Genomic DNA, 17,300 nt, shown 5'->3' with positions numbered 1-17,300 from the left:
GCCGCCGTGCCCGCCCCCGGAGTGCTCGGCAGCCCGATCGCCCACTCCCTCTCACCGCGCCTGCACGCGGCGGCCTATGCCGCGCTGGGCTGGGAGCACTGGAGCTATGACCGCCGCGAGGTCGGCGAGGCCGCCCTGCCCGAGGTGCTGGGCGCCGATACCGCGCACGTGGGCTTCTCGCTCACGATGCCGCTGAAGTCCGCCCTCGTGCGCCTCGCGGCCGCCCGCGGATGGGAGCTCGCCGAATCGGCGGCGCAGACCGGTGTGGGCAACACGTGGGTGCGCACCGGCCCGCCGGCGGGCGCGCCCGCCGGGGACGGCGGTGCGCGCGTGCTCAACACGGACGTCGAGGGCATAGCCGCAGCACTCCGCGCAGCCGGCGCCGGCCGCCCCCGCTCCGCCGCCGTCGTGGGCAGCGGCGCCACGGCCCGCTCCGCGGTGCTCGCGCTTGTGGGGCTGGGCACCCCGCGATTGCGCATCATCGCCCGCAATGCCCGCGCCCGCGGCGAGCTCGCGCTGTGGGCCCGCGGACTCGGGGCGGAGACCGCTGAGTCGGGCCTCACCGACGCTGCCCTTGGTCGCGAGGCCGTCACGGTCTCCACCCTGCCCGCCGGCGCTCTGGCGCCCAGTGCGCCCGCCCCGGGACGGCCCGGTGCCGTGCCGCCGGTCCTCCTCGATGCCGCCTACGCGCCGGAGTCAGCCGCCGCGGCCGCCGCCTGGACCGCCGGCGGGGGAGCGCTGGTGCCCGGCACCCGCATGCTCGTGGGCCAGGCGGTCGCCCAGTTCCTCGCCTTCGCCGCCGCCGCCGGGGAGCCCGCCCCGGACCCCGCCGTCGTCGAGGCCGCCATGACCGCGACGCTCGACGCCGCGCGGGGGGCGTGAGCTCGGTGGCGGAGTCCACGGAGTCTGAGTCCACGGAGTCTGAGTTCACAGCGCCGGAGTCCACGGCGCCGGAGTCCACGGTGACGGTGCGCGGGGCGCGGCTGCACAACCTGCGCGACGTCGGCGTCGCATTCCCCCGCGGCGCGATCGTCGCGTTCACCGGCGTCTCCGGCTCCGGCAAGTCCACCCTGGCCTTCGGCACCATCCACGGGGAGGCACAGCGGCGCTACCTGGAATCGGTGGCCCCGTTCGCCCGCCGCCTCATCGGCTCGACCGTCGATCCCCGCGTCGAGGAGGTGCGCGGGATGCCCCCCACGGTGGCGCTGCAGCAGCGCACCTCGGCCGGCGGGGCGCGCTCGACGGCCGGGACCATGACGAACCTGTCCAACGGCCTGCGCCTGCTCTTCTCCCGGGTGGGCGAGCACCCGGCCGATGTGCTCGAGCGCGGCTCGGCACTGGCCAGCGGCCGCCTCACCTCGGACATGTTCTCGCCGAACACCGCCGAGGGCATGTGCCCCGCCTGCAGCGGCACCGGCGTGCTGCTCGAGCCCACCGAGTCCTCGATGGTCCCGGACGGCTCGCTGTCGATCGCGCAGGGCGCGGTCGCCGCCTGGCCGGGCGCGTGGCTGGGCAAGAACTTCCGGGACATCCTCGCGGCCCTCGGCGTCGACGTCGACGCGCCGTGGGACAGCCTGCCCGCCCAGACCCGCGAGTGGATCCTCCTCACCGACGAGACGCCCGTCGTCACTGTGAGCCCCCAGCGCGAGCCGCACAAGATCCAGCGCGACTACCGCGGCCAGTGGCGCTCCGTCGCGGGCTACCTGCGCAAGACGGTGGCGGACACCAAGGCGGAGTCGACGCGCCGGCGCGCCCTGCGCTTCTTCGCCCAGCGCACCTGCCCGGCCTGCGACGGCCACCGGCTGGGCGCCGATGCCCTGCGCGTGCGCTACCTGGACCGGGCGATCTGGGAGCTGGCCGAGCTGCCCTCGGCGGAGCTGTCCACCGTCCTCGCTGCGCGCGCGGCGCGGCTGCAGGAGGCGCTCGGCGGCAGCGCCGCGGATCCCGAGCAGGAGGCCGAGCGCCTGCTGCTCGCCTCCATGCGCCCCGTGCTCGACGCCGTCGTGCGCCTGGGACTCGGCCACGTCGCCCTGGCCCGGCCCGCGCGCACCCTGTCGACCGGTGAGCTCCAGCGGCTGCGCATGGCGGCGCTGCTGCGCTCGGGCCTCTACGGCGTCGCCTACGTCCTCGACGAGCCCTCCGCCGGGCTGCACGCCGCCGAGCGCGCGGTGCTCGGCGAGATGTTCGCCTCCTTCGTCGCCGACGGCAACTCGGTGCTCCTCGTCGAGCACGACATGGGCCTCGTCGCCCAGGCCGACTGGATCGTCGACGTGGGCCCCGGGGCCGGCGGCGAGGGCGGAACCGTCGTCTTCTCCGGGCCCGCCGCGCGGCTGCCCGGCACCCCCGGCTCCGCCACCGCCAGCCACCTGGCCGCCGAGCCGCTCGCCCTCACCCAGGACGCCGGGGCCACCGGGGCGCCCGGCGCGCCCACCGCGCGGAGGCCGAGCGGCTGGCTCGAGCTCGCCGACGTCCGGTGCCGCACCCTGGACGTCGAGGTGCTGCGGATCCCGCGGGGCAGCCTCACCGCCGTGACCGGCCTGTCCGGCGCCGGGAAGACCACGCTCGTGCAGTACGCGCTGGCCGCCGCGCTCGGCGCCGCACCCGAGGACGCGCCGCCCGTCGAGCGGGGCTCCGTCTCCGGCGCCGCGGATATCGCGCGGGTCGTCCACATCTCCCAGCAGCCCATCGGGCGCACGCCCCGCTCGTGTCTGGCCACCTACACGGGCCTGTTCGACCGGGTCCGGCGCCTGTTCGCCGCCACCCCACAGGCACGGGCGCGCGGCTGGGGCGTGGGGCGCTTCTCCTTCAACGTGGCGCAGGGACGCTGCCCCGAATGCGAGGGCGCGGGCGAGATCGAGGTCGAGCTCGTCTTCCTGCCCGGCAGCTCCGCCCTGTGCCCCGCCTGCCGCGGCTCGCGCTACGCCCCGCAGACGCTCGAGGTGCGCTGGCAGGGGCTCACGATCGCCGACGTGCTGGCGCTGAGCGTGAGCGAGGCGCTCGAGGTCTTCGCGGCCGAGCCGGCGATCCTGCGCAGCCTGCGGGCCCTCGACGCCATCGGGCTGGGCTACCTGGGACTGGGCCGCAGCGCCGCCGAGCTCTCCGGCGGCGAGGCGCAGCGGGTGCGGCTGGCCTCCGAGCTGCAGCGCACCGGCGCTCGGGGCACCGTGTGCCTGCTCGACGAGCCCTCCGCCGGCCTGCACCCGGCCGACGTCCAGCGCCTGCGCGGCGAACTCGACAGGCTGGCCGACCGCGGTGCCACGGTCGTGCTGGCCGAGCACGACCTCAGCCTCATCGCCGGCTGCGACTGGGTGGTCGACCTCGGCCCGGGAGCCGGCGCCCAGGGCGGGCGGCTCGTCGATGCGGGCACGCCCGCCCAGGTCGCGAAGCGCGCCCGCGGGGCCACCGGACGCGAGCTGGCCCGCGCCGCCCGCGCAGCACGCGCCGTTCCGCCGGACGGTCTCGCCCGGTAGCCTGGTCCCGACGCCGCCGGACGCTCGGAGGGGGTGCTGCATGACCACGGCCGTGCCGCTTGCGGCGAGCCTCGCGCTCACCACGGTGCCCGCCCTGCTCGTGAGCGCCTGGATCTGGCGGCGCCTGCCGGCCCTGCTCGCCTCGGAGGCCGCCCTGCGCCTGCTGCGTGGCCTGGGCCCGGGGCAGCGCCCGGGCGGCCTTGTGACATTCACCCTGGGCGCGGTGGGACTCGTCGTGGCCTGGCTCGCGGGCTTCATCGCCCCCGCCGCGCTGAGCGGAACCTGGGCCGATGCGCCGATCCTCGCGGCGCTGGGCCTGCTCGCAGGGGCCACCGGGTGGCTGTGCTGGATCGACTCGTCCACCCGCCGGCTGCCCAACCGCATCGTGCTGCCGCTCGCCGGCGCCTGCCTGCTCCTCTTCGCCGTCTCGCTGGTGTGCGGCGCACTCGTGCCCGCGCCCCCGGGCGCCGGGTGGGCCGGGGCCGCGGCACCGGCGGTGGACGGGCTGCTCGGCGCGCTGCTCCTGCTCGTCTTCTTCGCGGCCGTCAACATCGCCGGCGCGCTCGCGGGGCGCACGGGAATCGGAATGGGAGACGTCAAACTCGCCCTCCCGGTGGGCCTCGCCGCGTGCACCGCGGGGCTCGGCGGCCTGCTCATCGCGCTCATCGCGATGAACCTCAGCGCGTGCTGCCAGCTGCTCACCGCGCGGCTGCGCCGGGGCCCGCGGCGCGGCGCCGCGATCGCGTACGGTCCGCACATGCTCGTCGGCGCCTGGGCCGCGGTGATCCTCGGCCCGGCCGTCTTATAGAGTTGATGGAATGTTGAGATGGCTGACTGCGGGCGAGTCGCACGGTGAGGCGCTCGTCGGAATCGTCGAGGGCATGCCCTCCCACGTGCCAGTCACGAGCGCGGACGTCTCCGCCGCCCTCGCCCGGCGCCGGCTGGGCTACGGGCGCGGCGCGCGCATGAAGTTCGAGGCCGATGCGGTGCGCCTGCTCGGCGGGATCCGCCACGGCCAGACGCTCGGCTCCCCGGTCGCCATCGAGGTCGCGAACTCCGAGTGGCCCAAGTGGGAGACCGTCATGAGCGCGGACCCCGTCGCGGCAGACGAGCTCGCGGGCCAGGCCCGCAGCGCCCCCCTCACCCGTCCGCGCCCCGGCCACGCCGACCTCGTGGGCATGCTCAAGTACGACTGGGACGAGGCGCGGCCCATCCTCGAGCGCGCCTCGGCCCGCGAAACCGCGATGCGGGTGGCACTGGGCGCAGTCGCCGCCAAGTTCCTGGGCGAGCTGGGCATCACCGTGCTCTCGCACACCGTGGCGGTGGGGTCCGTCGACGCGGGCCGCGACCGCCCGCGTCCGGGGATCGGCGATGTCGCTGCCCTCGACGCCGACCCCATGCGCTGCTTCGATGCCGAGGTCTCCGCCGCGATGGTCGCCGAGGTCGACGCGGCCCGCAAGGACGGCGACACGCTGGGGGGCGTGGTCGAGATCATCGCCGACGGCGTGCCCGTGGGACTCGGCTCCCACGTGCACTGGGACCGCCGCCTCGACGCGCGCCTGGCCGCAGCGCTCATGGGCATCCAGGCCATCAAGGGCGTCGAGGTGGGCGACGGGTTCGCCACCGCCGCCCGCCGCGGCTCCGCCGCCCACGACGAGATCGAGCCGGCCGCCGCCGGAGTCGGCCGCCGCTCCAACCGGGCCGGCGGCACCGAGGGCGGCATGTCCACCGGCGAGCGCCTCGCGGTGCGCGCCGCGATGAAGCCGATCGCCACCGTTCCGCGTGCGCTCGACACGATCGACGTCTCCACCGGCGAGCCCGCCCGCGCCCACCACCAGCGCTCGGACGTGTGCGCGGTGCCCGCCGCCGGGGTCGTCGCCGAGGCGATGGTCGCCCTCGTGCTCGCCGAGGCCGTGCTCGAGAAGTTCGGCGGCGACAGCGTCGGCGAGGTCCGCCGCAACCTCGAGTCCTACCTCGCCGCCGCCGACCCGTCGCTGCTGCCGCCGCGATGAGCTCCGCGGACTCGCCGGTGCCGCGGCCGGCGCCGCCGCTCAAACCCGTTCCGGCCGCCGAATCGCGCATCGCGCTCGTCGGCCCGCCCGCCGCGGGGAAGTCGACGATCGGCCGGCTGCTCGCCGACCGGCTCGGCCTGCGCCTCGTCGACACGGACGCCGTCGTCGCGGCGGCCCACGGGCCCATCCCGGAGATCTTCGCCCAGCGCGGCGAGGCCCGGTTCCGCGAACTCGAGCGCGCCGCGGTGCGCCGCGCCCTCTCCGGCCTGCTCGAGCGCCCCGGCGTCGTCTCGCTGGGCGGCGGTGCGATCCTCAACCCGGGCACCCGCGCCCAGCTGCGCCACCCCGCCATCCGGGTGGTTAACATCCACATCGACGCGGCGACCGCGGCCGCGCGGCTGGGCGGCTCGAAGCGCCCGCTGCTGGCGGGAGACGCGGACCCCGTCGAGCGCTGGAAGTCCATCGCCGATGAGCGCGCCGAGCTCTACGACGCGGTCGCGACGCTCACCGTGCCCGCCAGCAGCGCGCCGCCGGCGACGATCGTCAACCGCATCGTCGACGTGCTCACGGGCCTGCAGCGGGCGGAGGACTACGCGCGCTTCGGCGCATACCGCAGGGACGAGGCCGCGGCCGCGGCCCCGCACGGCGATCCCGGCCCGGGCAGCGCGCCCGGGCCCGGCAGCGAGGAGGAACGATGGTGACCACGACGATCGACGTGAGCGCCGGGGGCGACTACCCGGTGAAGGTGGGCTCGGGCCTCATGAGGGAGCTGCCGGGCCTGCTGGGCCCGCGGGTCCACCGGATCCTCGTCGTCCACCCGCGCGCGCTGCGCTCGACCGGCGAGGTCGTGCGCGAGGACCTCGCCGCCGCCGGCTACGAGGCGCTGGCCGCGGAGATCCCGGACGCCGAGGAGGCCAAGCACATCCAGGTGGCGGGCTTCTGCTGGCAGATCCTGGGCCAGAGCGACTTCACCCGCAGCGACGCGATCGTGTGCGTGGGCGGGGGAGCCGTGACGGACCTCGGCGGCTTCGTGGCCGCGACCTGGCTGCGCGGCATCCGCTACGTCAACATCCCCACGACCGTGCTCGGGATGGTCGATGCGGCCGTGGGCGGCAAGACCGGCATCAACACCGCCGAGGGCAAGAACCTCGTGGGCGCGTTCCACGCCCCCGCGGGGGTCCTCGTCGACACCGACGTGCTGGCGACCCTGCCGGAGCACGAGCTCTTCACCGGGCTCGCCGAGGCGGTCAAGTGCGGCTTCATCGCCGACCCCGCGATCCTCGAGCTCATCGAGGGCGCGGACCGCGCGGAGCTCGCGCGCCACGACTCGCCCGTGCTGCGCGAGATCATCGAGCGCACGATCGCGGTGAAGGCCGCGGTCGTCTCCGAGGACTTCGGCGAGTCCGGCCGCCGGGAGATCCTCAACTACGGCCACACGCTGGGCCACGCGATCGAGCGCGCCGAGCGCTACCAGTGGCGCCACGGGGCGGCGGTGGCGGCCGGGATGATGTTCGCCGGCGAGCTCTCGACGATGGTGAAGAACCTCGATCCCGCGGTCGTCGACCGGCAGCGGGCCATCCTCACCAAGCTCGGCCTGCCCACCGGCTACCGCGCGGACAAGTGGCCCCAGCTGCTCGACACGATGCGCCGGGACAAGAAGGCCCGGGGCAGCCTCCTGCGCTTCGTCGTCCTCGAGGACCTCGCCAGGCCCACCGTCGTCGAGGTGCCCGATACCTCCCTGCTCTTCACGGCCTACCAGGCGATCGGGACCGAGGCGCCGGTCACCCGCCTGGGCTGAGCGGGACCGGGCCGAGGGGACCCGGCCGATCAGGGCCCGGCCGAGCGGGGCCGGGCGCCCCGCGCCCGCTGATAGGATTCACCCGATGCGCGCGGGCCCCGCCCCGCGCGCGACAGCGCGGCCCCGCCGGCACCTCGGCGGCGCCGCTTCGACGATGGAAGCAAGGGAAGCGATTCGTGGCAACGACCAATGACCTCAAGAACGGCGTCGTGCTCAACATCGAGGGCCAGCTGTGGCAGGTGCTCGAGTTCCAGCACGTGAAACCGGGCAAGGGCCCCGCCTTCGTGCGCACGAAGCTGAAGAACGTGCTGTCGGGCAAGATCATCGACAAGACGTTCAACGCGGGCACCAAGGTCGAGACCGCCAACGTGGACCGCCGCGACATGCAGTACCTCTACAACGACGGCACCGACTACGTCTTCATGGACGCGAAGGACTACGACCAGGTGAGCATCTCGCCGGAGCTCGTCGGCGATGCCGCGAACTTCATGCTCGAGAACCAGCTCGTCCAGCTCGCCTTCCACGACGGCACGCCGCTCTACATCGAGCTGCCGCCCAGCGTCGAGCTCACCATCGCCACGACCGAGCCCGGCCTGCAGGGCGACCGCTCGACCGGCGGCTCGAAGCCGGCCACCCTCGAGACCGGCTACGAGATCCAGGTGCCGCTCTTCCTCGAGGAGGGCACCAAGGTCAAGGTCGACACGCGGTCCGGCGACTACCTCGGCCGCGTCAAGGAGTGAGCTCCCGCAGCCGGGCGCGCCGCCGCGCGCTTGAGATCCTCTTCGAGTCCGAGCAGCGGGCGATGCCGGAGGCGGAGCTGCTGCGCGAGCGCTCCGGGGATCCCGACTACCCCATGAAGCCCTACGCGGTGGAGATCGTCGACGGCGTCGTGGCCCGCCGCGCGGAGATCGACGAGCTCATCGAGACCTACTCCTACGACTGGCCGCTCGATCGCCTGCCGGCCGTCGACCGCGCGCTGCTGCGGATCGCCCTGTGGGAGATGCTCTACAACGACGAGGTCGACGATGTCGTCGCGATCGACGAGGCGGTCTCGCTGGGCCGCCAGTACTCGACGGACGACACGCCCAAGTTCCTCAACGGGCTGCTCGACCGGGTCCGCCAGATCAAGCCCACCCTGGGCTGAGCCGGCGCGCCCGCCCTGCCCGCGGGCCGAGCCGGGGCGCCCCGCCCCCGGCTCGGCCGGCGGGACCAACGGCCACGATCCGCGCGGCCGGGACGCCCCCGGGGCGGGTGCGGAGCCCCGGCGCTGCCTGCCGCGGGGCCGGGTATAGGGTGAGCAGTGACCGACACTCCTTTAAGCACCGTCCCGTGAGGCGGAGAAGGGGGCACACATGCGCGTTCGGACCGTGCTCGACGAGGCCGAGGTCTCACGAGCTGTCTCACGCATCGCCCACGAGATCGTGGAAGCCAACAAGGGCGCTGAGGGCCTGCGCATCCTCGGCATCCCCACCCGCGGCGTGCCGCTGGCCCGCCGCCTGGCCGAGCGGATCGCCGACATCGAGCCCGGAGTCGCCGCCGACGACATCGCGGGCTCGCTCGACATCACGATGTACCGCGACGACCTGCGCCGCGGCCGACTGCGCGCCCCCGAGCCCACGAGGATCCCCGCCGCGGGGGTCGACGGCACCACCGTCGTGCTCGTCGACGACGTGCTCTTCTCCGGGCGCACGGTGCGCGCGGCGCTCGACTCGCTGGCCGACATCGGCCGCCCCGACACCGTGCGGCTCGCCGTGCTCGTCGACCGCGGCCACCGCGCGCTGCCCATCCGCGCCGACCACGTGGGCAAGAACCTGCCCACCGCGATCGACGAGCGGGTCTCGGTGGCCCTGCGCGAGGTCGACGGCAGCGACACGGTGACGATTGCCTCGGCCGACACCGACGACGAGGGGGAGGCGCGCGCATGATCCGCCACCTGCTCTCCACCGCCGACCTCGGCCGCGAGGATGCCGTGCGCATCCTCGACACCGCCGAGGAGATGTCCCAGGTCTCCGCCCGCGAGGTCAAGAAGCTGCCCGTGCTGCGCGGGCGCACCGTCGTCAACCTCTTCTTCGAGGACTCCACGCGGACTCGGATCTCCTTCGAGGCCGCCGCCAAGCGGCTGTCCGCCGACGTCATCAACTTCTCCGCCAAGGGCTCGTCCGTGTCGAAGGGCGAGAGCCTGCAGGACACGGCCCAGACGCTCGCGGCGATGGGCGCCGACGCCGTCGTCGTCCGCCACCCCGGCTCCGGGGCGCCCGCCAGGCTGGCCGCCGCCGGCTGGATCGGCGCGCCCATCCTCAACGCCGGCGACGGCACCCACGAGCACCCCACCCAGGCGCTGCTCGACGCGTTCACGCTGCGCCGCGCCCTGGCCGGACTGCCCGCCTCGGGCCCCGCGGAGGGCGACCGGGCGCGAGGAGCCGGCCTGGACGGCGCGCAGGTCGCGATCGTCGGCGACGTGCTCCACTCCCGGGTGGCGCGCTCGAACGTCCACCTGCTGCGCGCGCTCGGGGCCCACGTCAGCCTCATCGCCCCGCCCACGCTGCTGCCGTGGGGCGTGCACACCTGGCCCGCAGAGGTCTTCTACGACTTCGACGAGGCCCTCGCGGCCCACGACTTCGATGCGGTCATGATGCTGCGCGTCCAGTTCGAGCGGATGCACCAGTCCTTCTTCCCCAACACCCGCGAGTACACCCGGCTGTGGGGCCTCACCGAGCAGCGCTACAGGCGGCTGCCCGCCCACACGGCGATCATGCACCCCGGGCCCATGAACCGCGGCTTCGAGATCTGCGCCTCGGCCGCAGACGCGGAGCGCGCGCTCATCCTCGACCAGGTGGAGAACGGCGTGTCCGTGCGCATGGCCGCCCTCTACGAACTGCTCACCGGCGACGGAACGGAGGCTCAGCAGTGAGCTCCACACTCATTCGACACGCTCGCGTGCTCGGCGGCGAGGAGCGCGACATCGCGATCGTCGACGGCCGCTTCGCCGAGTCCGTCGAGCGCCCCGACGAGACGATCGACGCGACCGGCCTCGTGGCGCTGCCCGGCCTCGTCGACCTCCACACCCACCTGCGCGAGCCCGGCCGGGAGGACGCGGAGACGGTGCTCACCGGCTCCCAGTCCGCGGCCCGCGGCGGCTACACCGCCGTGCACGCCATGGCCAACACCCAGCCCGTGGCCGACACCGCGGGCGTGGTCGAGCAGGTCGCCCACCTCGGCCGCGCCGCCGGCTACGCGCAGGTCGTGCCGATCGGCGCGGTCACCACCGGCCAGGCCGGCCAGCAGCTCGCCGAGCTCGGCGCGATGGCCGCCAGCGCCGCGCGCGTGCGCATCTTCTCCGACGACGGGCAGTGCGTGGCCGATCCCATGCTCATGCGCCGCGCGCTCGAATACGTCAAGACCTTCGACGGCGTCATCGCCCAGCACGCCCAGGACCCGCGGCTGACGGAGGGCGCCCAGATGAACGAGGGGCTCGTCTCCGCGGAGCTCGGGCTGCCGGGCTGGCCCGCGGTCGCCGAGGAGTCGATCATCGCCCGCGATGTGCTGCTGGCCGAGCACGTGGGCTCGCGCCTGCACGTGTGCCACCTGTCCACGGCCGGCTCCGTGGAGATCGTGCGCTGGGCCAAGGAGCGCGGCGTGCGCGTCACCGCCGAGGTCACCCCGCACCACCTCATGCTCACCGATGAGCTGGTGCGCAGCTACGACCCCGTCTACAAGGTCAACCCGCCGCTGCGCACGCAGGCCGACGTGGACGCCGTGCGCCGGGGCCTGGCCGACGGGACCATCGACATCGTCGGCACGGATCACGCCCCCCACACCGCCGAGCACAAGTGCTCCGAGTGGACGGCCGCCGCCATGGGCATGGTGGGCCTCGAATCCGCCCTGCCCATCGTCATGGAGGCCATGGCGGACTACGGGTTCGGCTGGGCGGACGCCGCGCGCACCATGAGCGCCCGCCCCGCGCAGATCTCCGGGCTGGCCGAGCACGGCAGCCTGGAGCCCGGCACCGGCGCCAACCTCGTGCTCGTCGACCCCGCCGCGCACGAGGTCATCCGCCCCGCGGAGCACGCGACGCTCGGGCGCAACAACCCGTTCGCCGGCATCCCGGTCTCGACGCGCATCGTCGACACCTTCCTCTTCGGCACCCGCGTCGTGGCCGACGGGGAGCTGCGCGGGCCGCACGCGACGGCGCGAGGAGGACAGTGGATCGAGTAGTCCCGACCCTCATCGTGGCCGCGGTCATCGTGGGCGTCTTCGCGCTCATGTGGCGCGGCTGGAGCGCGCGCCAGCGCGCGCAGGCGGGCATCGCCGAGCCGCTGCGCCCCGCCCCCGAGGCGACGAACGGCATGGCGGGCGAGCCCGGCATGTACGTCGTCACCACCTACGCCGACCAGCCGCTCGAGCGGGTCAGCGTCCACAGCCTGGGCCTGCGCACCACGGCGGAGCTCTTCGCCATGGACGACGGCGCCCTCTTCCGGCTGTCCGGCGTGCCCGATCTCTTCATCCCCGCCGCCGACATCGTCTCCGTGCACACGGCGGCCGGGATGATCGGCAAGTTCGTCGAGCCGGAGGGCCTCATCGTCATCCGGTGGCGGCTGGGCGACCAGCTGCTCGACACCGGCTTCCGGCCCCGCTCCGCGGCCGCCGGCCCCGCCCTCATCGCCGCCCTCAACCACCTCATCGAGGAGGACTGATGTCCACTCACCGCGATCCCGCCGTGCTCGTCCTGGAGGACGGCACCTGCCTGCGCGGGCGCGCCTTCGCCGCCCGCGGCACAGCGCTGGGCGAGGCCGTCTTCGTCACCGCCATGACCGGCTACCAGGAGACCCTCACCGACCCCTCCTACCACCGCCAGATCGTCATCCAGACCGCCCCGCACATCGGCAACACCGGCGTCAACGACGCCGACGACGAGTCGCTGCGCTACTGGGTGGCCGGCTACGTCGTGCGCGACGCGGCCCGCCGCGCGTCGAGCTGGCGCGCCACCGAGGGCCTCGAGGAGCGCCTCGAGCGGCTGGGGATCGTCGGGATCAGCGACGTCGACACCCGCCAGCTCACCCTGCACCTGCGCGAGCGCGGGGCGATGCGGATGGGCATCTTCTCCGGCCCCGATGCGCGGATGGGCACCGAGCAGATGGCGCGCATCGTGCGCGAGGCCCCCGCGATGACCGGCGCCCAGCTCGCCGAGGACGTCAGCGCCGATGAGCCCTACGTCGTGCCGGCCGTGGGGGAGAAGCGCTTCACGGTGGCCGCCTACGACCTGGGCATCAAGGCCATGACGCCCCGGCAGCTTGCCGAGCGGGGCATGGAGGTCCACGTCGTGCCCGCGGACTACCCCTTCGAGAAGCTCGCGGAGCTGCGCCCCGACGGGGTGTTCTTCTCCAACGGCCCCGGGGACCCCCAGACCGCCTGGACGCAGATCGAGGTGCTGCGCCAGGTGCTCGCCGCGCGCATCCCGTTCTTCGGCATCTGCTTCGGCAACCAGCTGCTGGGCCGCGCCCTGGGCTTCGGGACGTACAAGCTGCCCTTCGGCCACCGCGGCACCAACCAGCCGGTGCTCGACACGCAGACGGGCCGGGTGGAGATCACCTCGCAGAACCACGGGTTCGCCGTCGACGCCCCCCTGCGCGAGGTCGTCCAGGCGCCAGCCGATCCCGACTTCGGACGCGTCGAGGTCAGCCACATCGGCCTCAACGACGACGTCGTCGAGGGCCTGCGCTGCCTCGACATCCCCGCGTTCTCCGTGCAGTTCCACCCCGAGTCGGCGGCCGGCCCGCACGACTCGCGCCACCTGTTCGACCGCTTCGCCGATCTCATGGCCGCCGCGGCCCGCTAAGGAGAACCCGTGCCCATCAGGAAAGACCTGTCCTCCGTCCTCGTCATCGGCTCGGGGCCCATCGTCATCGGCCAGGCGTGCGAGTTCGACTACTCCGGCACCCAGGCCTGCCGCGTGCTGCGCGAGGAGGGCCTGCGCGTCATCCTCGTGAACTCGAACCCCGCGACGATCATGACGGACCCCGACGTCGCCGACGCCACCTACGTCGAGCCCATCGACCCGGCCGTCATCGAGAAGATCATCGCGGCGGAGCGGCCCGATGCCCTCCTGCCGACGCTCGGCGGCCAGACCGCGCTGAATGCCGCGATCAACCTCTACGAGGCCGGGGTCCTCGACGCCTACGGCGTGGAGCTCATCGGCGCCGACGTCGATGCGATCCAGCGCGGCGAGGACCGCCAGAAGTTCAAGGAGATCGTCGAGGAGTGCGGCGCGGGCGTGGCGAAGTCCACGATCTGCCACACCATGGACGAGTGCCTGGCCGCGGCCGGCGAGCTCGGCTACCCCATGGTGGTGCGCCCCTCGTTCACGATGGGCGGCCTGGGCTCCGGCATGGCGTTCGACGAGTCGGACCTGCGCCGGATCGCCTGCGACGGGCTGCACGACTCGCTGACGACCGAGGTGCTGCTCGAGGAGTCGATCCTCGGGTGGAAGGAGTATGAGCTCGAGCTCATGCGCGACCGCAACGACAACGTCGTGGTGGTCTGCGCGATCGAGAACGTCGACCCCGTGGGCGTGCACACCGGCGACTCGATCACGGTCGCCCCCTCGCTCACGCTCACCGACCGGGAGTACCAGGAGCTGCGCAACGTCGGCATCGACGTCATCCGCGCGGTGGGCGTCGACACGGGCGGGTGCAACATCCAGTTCGCGATCGACCCCGACACCGGCCGGATCGTCGTCATCGAGATGAACCCCCGCGTCTCGCGCTCCTCCGCGCTGGCCTCGAAGGCCACCGGCTTCCCCATCGCCAAGATCGCCGCGAAGCTCGCGGTCGGCTACACGCTCGACGAGATCCCCAACGACATCACGCGCGTGACGCCCGCGTCCTTCGAGCCCGCGCTCGACTACGTCGTCGTGAAGATCCCGCGGTTCAACTTCGAGAAGTTCCCGGCCGCCGACCCGACCCTGACGACGACCATGAAGTCCGTCGGCGAGGCGATGGCCCTGGGCCGGAACTTCACGACTGCGCTGCAGAAGGCCCAGCGCTCGCTCGAGCAGAAGGGCGCCGCGTTCCGGTTCGACGTGCGCTACGACCTGGACGACCCGCAGGTGCGCGCCGACGTGCTCGCCTCGCTCGGGCACGCGACGACGGAGCGCATCCACGTCGTGCAGCGCGCCCTGCTGTCCGGGATGAGCATCGAGGACGTCCACGAGGCCTGCGACATCGATCCGTGGTTCCTCGACCAGATCGCGCTCATCAACGAGACCGCCGAGGAGGTCGCCGCCGCCCCCGAGCTCACCGGCGAGCTCATCGAGCACGCGAAGCGCCACGGCTTCTCCGACGCCCAGCTGGGCGCCCTGCGGGGACTCGACGAGGCCGTCGTGACCGGGGTGCGCCACGCGCTCGGGCTGCGCCCGGTGTTCAAGACCGTCGACACGTGCGCCGGCGAGTTCGCCGCCCACACGCCCTACCACTACTCGAGCTACGACTCCCAGACGGAGGTCGAGCCGCGCGAGCGGGAGGCCGTCATCATCCTGGGCTCCGGCCCGAACCGGATCGGGCAGGGCATCGAGTTCGACTACTCGTGCGTCCACGCGACGATGGCGCTCTCCGACGCCGGCTACGAGACCGTCATGGTCAACTGCAACCCGGAGACGGTCTCCACGGACTACGACACCGCCGATCGGCTCTACTTCGAGCCGCTGACGTTCGAGGACGTCATGGAGGTCTACGTGGCCGAGTGCGCCGCGGGGCCCGTCGCCGGCGTCGTGTGCACCCTGGGCGGGCAGACGCCGCTGGGCCTGGCCGACCGGCTCAAGGCCGCCGGCGTGCCCGTGCTCGGCACGGATCCGCAGGCCATCGACCTGGCGGAGGACCGCGGCGAGTTCGGCCGGGTGCTGCGCGAGGCCGGGTTGCTCGCCCCCAAGCACGGCACCGCCACCACCCCCGAGGAGGCGCAGGAGATCGCGCTCGAGATCGGCTACCCCGTGCTCGTGCGACCCTCGTACGTGCTCGGCGGGCGCGGCATGCAGATCGTCTACGACACCGAGCAGCTCCTGTCCTACATGGCCTCGGCCACCGAGGTCTCGGCCGACCGCCCCGTGCTCGTCGACCGGTTCCTCGAGGATGCCGTGGAGATCGACGTCGACGCGCTCTTCGACGGCGAGGAGATCTACCTGGGCGGCATCATGGAGCACATCGAGGAGGCCGGCATCCACTCCGGCGACTCCGCCTGCGTGCTGCCGGCGATCACCCTGGGCGAGGACGTGCTCGAGCGCGTGCGCGCGGCCACGGAGCGGATCGCGCGGGGGATCGGGGTGCGCGGGCTGCTCAACATCCAGTTCGCCATCGCCGCCGATGTCCTCTACGTCATCGAGGCCAATCCGCGCGCCTCGCGCACGGTGCCGTTCGTGTCCAAGGCCACCGGCCGCCAGCTGGCCAAGGCGGCCGCGCACATCGCCGTGGGCACGCCCATCTCCGAGCTGCGCGGCACGCTCCTGGCGGCCGAGTCCGACGGCTCCCACCTGGGGCCCGAGCACCCGGTCGCGGTGAAGGAGGCGGTCCTGCCGTTCCGGCGCTTCCGCACCGCAGACGGGCGCGTCGTCGACTCGATCCTGGGCCCGGAGATGCGCTCGACCGGCGAGGTCATGGGCATCTCCGCGGTCTTCCCGGAGGCGTTCGCCAAGGCCGAGCTGGGCGCCGGGGTCACCCTGCCCACCTCGGGGCGGGTCTTCGTCTCCGTGGCCGACCGGGAGAAGCGCTCGGCCGTCCTGCCCACGAAGCAGCTCGTCGACATGGGCTTCGAGGTGCTCGCCACGCGCGGCACGGCGGCGATGCTGGCCCGCTACGGGATCGCGGCCACGGCGCTGGCCAAGCAGCACGAGCTGGCCGAGGGCGAGCGCTCGATCGTCGACGAGATCACCGACGGCACGATCGGGCTCGTCATCAACGTCCCGGCCGGGCGCGCGGAGCGGGCCGACGGCTACGGCATCCGCGCGGCCGCGACGGCCGCCCCCATCCCGCTCATGACGACGGTGGCCGAGTACACGGCGGCGGTCACCGCGATCGAGGCGGCCCGCGCCGGCGGGTTCGGGGTGCGCTCGCTGCAGGACTGGCAGGCCCATGAGCGCGGCTGAGCCGCGCCGGGACTTCGCCGCCGCCTGGCAGGCGGCGGCGGCCGTGAGCCCCCTGTGCGTGGGCGTCGACCCGCACGCCGCGCAGCTTGCCGCGTGGGGGCTGCCGGACACCGCCGCCGGGGCGCGCGAGTTCGGGCTGCGGCTGCTCGACGCCTGCGCGCGCAGCGGCGCGGCGCGCCTCGTCAAGCCGCAGTCGGCGTTCTTCGAGCGCTTCGGCTCGGCGGGCATCGCGGTGCTCGAGGAGCTGCTCGCCGCGGCGCGCGAGGCCGGCCTCGTCACGATCCTCGACGTCAAGCGCGGCGACATCGGGTCGACGATGGCGGGCTACGCGGACGCGTACATGGACCCCGCCTCGCCCCTGTGCGCCGACGCCCTCACCCTCTCGCCGTACCTCGGCGTGGGCGCCCTCGAGCCGGCCTTCGCCGCGGCCCGCGCCCACGGCACGGGCATCTTCGTCCTCGCGCTGACCTCGAATCCCGACGGCGCCCGCGTCCAGCACGCCCGCACCCCGGACGGGCAGGCGGTGGCCGCCGAGGTGGCCCGGCTCGTGGCCGCGTTCGACGCGCAGGCGGGCGCCCCGCAGGCGGGGCTCGTCGTCGGTGCGACGATCGGCGGCGCGGCCCGCGAGCTCGGCATCGACCTCGGCGGCTTCCCAGGGCCCCTGCTGGCGCCGGGCTACGGTGCGCAGGGCGCCGGCCCGGCGGAGCTCGCCGATGTCTTCGGCGCGGCGTTCGAGCGGGGGCAGGTGCTGGTGAGCGCCTCGCGGTCCGTCTCGGGGGCCGGTCCGGATGCGGAGGCCCTGGAACGCCGAATTGTGGGCCTTGCGCGTGCCGTACGTCACGATCGCGGCTAGACTGCACTTAGGCTTCCCGGTCAAGGCAGATGTC

At 74.0% G+C, this 17,300-nt stretch carries 15 protein-coding genes; all 15 read left to right on the top strand.

Annotated elements, in window-relative coordinates; all coding sequences use genetic code 11:
- Positions 1-6: 6 nt before the first annotated feature.
- A complete protein-coding gene (locus BRM1_RS03325) occupies positions 7-882 on the top strand; it encodes a shikimate dehydrogenase (protein ID WP_268528179.1) in 876 nt (291 codons plus the stop codon).
- Entirely contained in the window at positions 879-3,470 is a 2,592-nt protein-coding gene (locus tag BRM1_RS03320; RefSeq protein ID WP_268528176.1) for an excinuclease ABC subunit A, read from the top strand. The genes BRM1_RS03325 and BRM1_RS03320 overlap by 4 nt, the downstream gene beginning before the upstream one ends.
- Positions 3,471-3,510: 40 nt before the next feature.
- Positions 3,511-4,278, top strand: coding sequence for a prepilin peptidase (locus tag BRM1_RS03315; RefSeq protein WP_268528174.1), 768 nt, complete (start codon positions 3,511-3,513; stop codon positions 4,276-4,278).
- A 10-nt stretch (positions 4,279-4,288) separates the two neighbouring features.
- Complete coding sequence (aroC, locus tag BRM1_RS03310) at positions 4,289-5,482, top strand: chorismate synthase (protein ID WP_160953480.1); 1,194 nt, start codon at positions 4,289-4,291, stop codon at positions 5,480-5,482.
- Positions 5,479-6,183, top strand: coding sequence for a shikimate kinase (locus BRM1_RS03305; RefSeq protein ID WP_160953481.1), 705 nt, complete (start codon positions 5,479-5,481; stop codon positions 6,181-6,183). The genes aroC and BRM1_RS03305 overlap by 4 nt, the downstream gene beginning before the upstream one ends.
- Positions 6,177-7,280 carry a 3-dehydroquinate synthase gene (gene aroB, locus BRM1_RS03300; RefSeq protein ID WP_268528170.1) on the top strand — a complete coding sequence of 368 codons (1,104 nt, stop codon included), beginning with the start codon at positions 6,177-6,179 and terminating at the stop codon, positions 7,278-7,280. The genes BRM1_RS03305 and aroB overlap by 7 nt, the downstream gene beginning before the upstream one ends.
- 176 nt (positions 7,281-7,456) lie before the next feature.
- Positions 7,457-8,020, top strand: a complete 564-nt coding sequence (gene efp / locus BRM1_RS03295) for an elongation factor P (RefSeq protein WP_160953483.1) — start codon at positions 7,457-7,459, stop codon at positions 8,018-8,020.
- Positions 8,017-8,424: a transcription antitermination factor NusB gene (nusB, locus tag BRM1_RS03290; protein WP_268528165.1), complete on the top strand. Its 408-nt coding sequence runs from the start codon at positions 8,017-8,019 to the stop codon at positions 8,422-8,424. Before efp ends, nusB begins: the two co-directional genes overlap by 4 nt.
- Positions 8,425-8,632: 208 nt before the next feature.
- On the top strand, positions 8,633-9,205 hold the full coding sequence (pyrR, locus tag BRM1_RS03285) for a bifunctional pyr operon transcriptional regulator/uracil phosphoribosyltransferase PyrR (RefSeq protein WP_160953485.1): 573 nt from the start codon (positions 8,633-8,635) through the stop codon (positions 9,203-9,205).
- Positions 9,205-10,191, top strand: a complete 987-nt coding sequence (locus BRM1_RS03280) for an aspartate carbamoyltransferase catalytic subunit (protein WP_160953498.1) — start codon at positions 9,205-9,207, stop codon at positions 10,189-10,191. The genes pyrR and BRM1_RS03280 overlap by 1 nt, the downstream gene beginning before the upstream one ends.
- Entirely contained in the window at positions 10,188-11,495 is a 1,308-nt protein-coding gene (locus tag BRM1_RS03275; protein ID WP_268528159.1) for a dihydroorotase, read from the top strand. Before BRM1_RS03280 ends, BRM1_RS03275 begins: the two co-directional genes overlap by 4 nt.
- Positions 11,483-11,974: a PH-like domain-containing protein gene (locus BRM1_RS03270; RefSeq protein WP_268528156.1), complete on the top strand. Its 492-nt coding sequence runs from the start codon at positions 11,483-11,485 to the stop codon at positions 11,972-11,974. The genes BRM1_RS03275 and BRM1_RS03270 overlap by 13 nt, the downstream gene beginning before the upstream one ends.
- Complete coding sequence (carA, locus tag BRM1_RS03265; protein WP_268528153.1) at positions 11,974-13,116, top strand: glutamine-hydrolyzing carbamoyl-phosphate synthase small subunit; 1,143 nt, start codon at positions 11,974-11,976, stop codon at positions 13,114-13,116. Before BRM1_RS03270 ends, carA begins: the two co-directional genes overlap by 1 nt.
- Positions 13,117-13,125: 9 nt before the next feature.
- Entirely contained in the window at positions 13,126-16,413 is a 3,288-nt protein-coding gene (carB, locus tag BRM1_RS03260) for a carbamoyl-phosphate synthase large subunit (RefSeq protein ID WP_268528149.1), read from the top strand.
- Positions 16,400-17,266, top strand: coding sequence for an orotidine-5'-phosphate decarboxylase (pyrF, locus tag BRM1_RS03255; RefSeq protein ID WP_268528147.1), 867 nt, complete (start codon positions 16,400-16,402; stop codon positions 17,264-17,266). The genes carB and pyrF overlap by 14 nt, the downstream gene beginning before the upstream one ends.
- The last annotated feature ends 34 nt before the right edge of the window (positions 17,267-17,300 follow it).

Source organism: Brevibacterium sp. BRM-1, assembly GCF_026802075.1.
In the GTDB taxonomy this organism is placed as follows: Bacteria; Actinomycetota; Actinomycetes; order Actinomycetales; family Brevibacteriaceae; genus Brevibacterium; species Brevibacterium rongguiense.
The sequence above is the reverse complement of the archived record's forward strand: the minus strand, read 5'-3'. Positions and strand labels throughout refer to the sequence as shown.

Excerpts from the sequence above, each read along its gene's own strand:
- BRM1_RS03315 (WP_268528174.1), top strand. The coding sequence starts at position 3,511 with ATGACCACGGCCGTGCCGCTTGCGGCGAGCCTCGCGCTCACCACGGTG.
- aroC (WP_160953480.1), top strand. The coding sequence starts at position 4,289 with ATGTTGAGATGGCTGACTGCGGGCGAGTCGCACGGTGAGGCGCTCGTC.
- BRM1_RS03305 (WP_160953481.1), top strand. The coding sequence starts at position 5,479 with ATGAGCTCCGCGGACTCGCCGGTGCCGCGGCCGGCGCCGCCGCTCAAA.
- aroB (WP_268528170.1), top strand. The coding sequence starts at position 6,177 with ATGGTGACCACGACGATCGACGTGAGCGCCGGGGGCGACTACCCGGTG.
- pyrR (WP_160953485.1), top strand. The coding sequence starts at position 8,633 with ATGCGCGTTCGGACCGTGCTCGACGAGGCCGAGGTCTCACGAGCTGTC.
- carA (WP_268528153.1), top strand. The coding sequence starts at position 11,974 with ATGTCCACTCACCGCGATCCCGCCGTGCTCGTCCTGGAGGACGGCACC.
- pyrF (WP_268528147.1), top strand. The coding sequence starts at position 16,400 with ATGAGCGCGGCTGAGCCGCGCCGGGACTTCGCCGCCGCCTGGCAGGCG.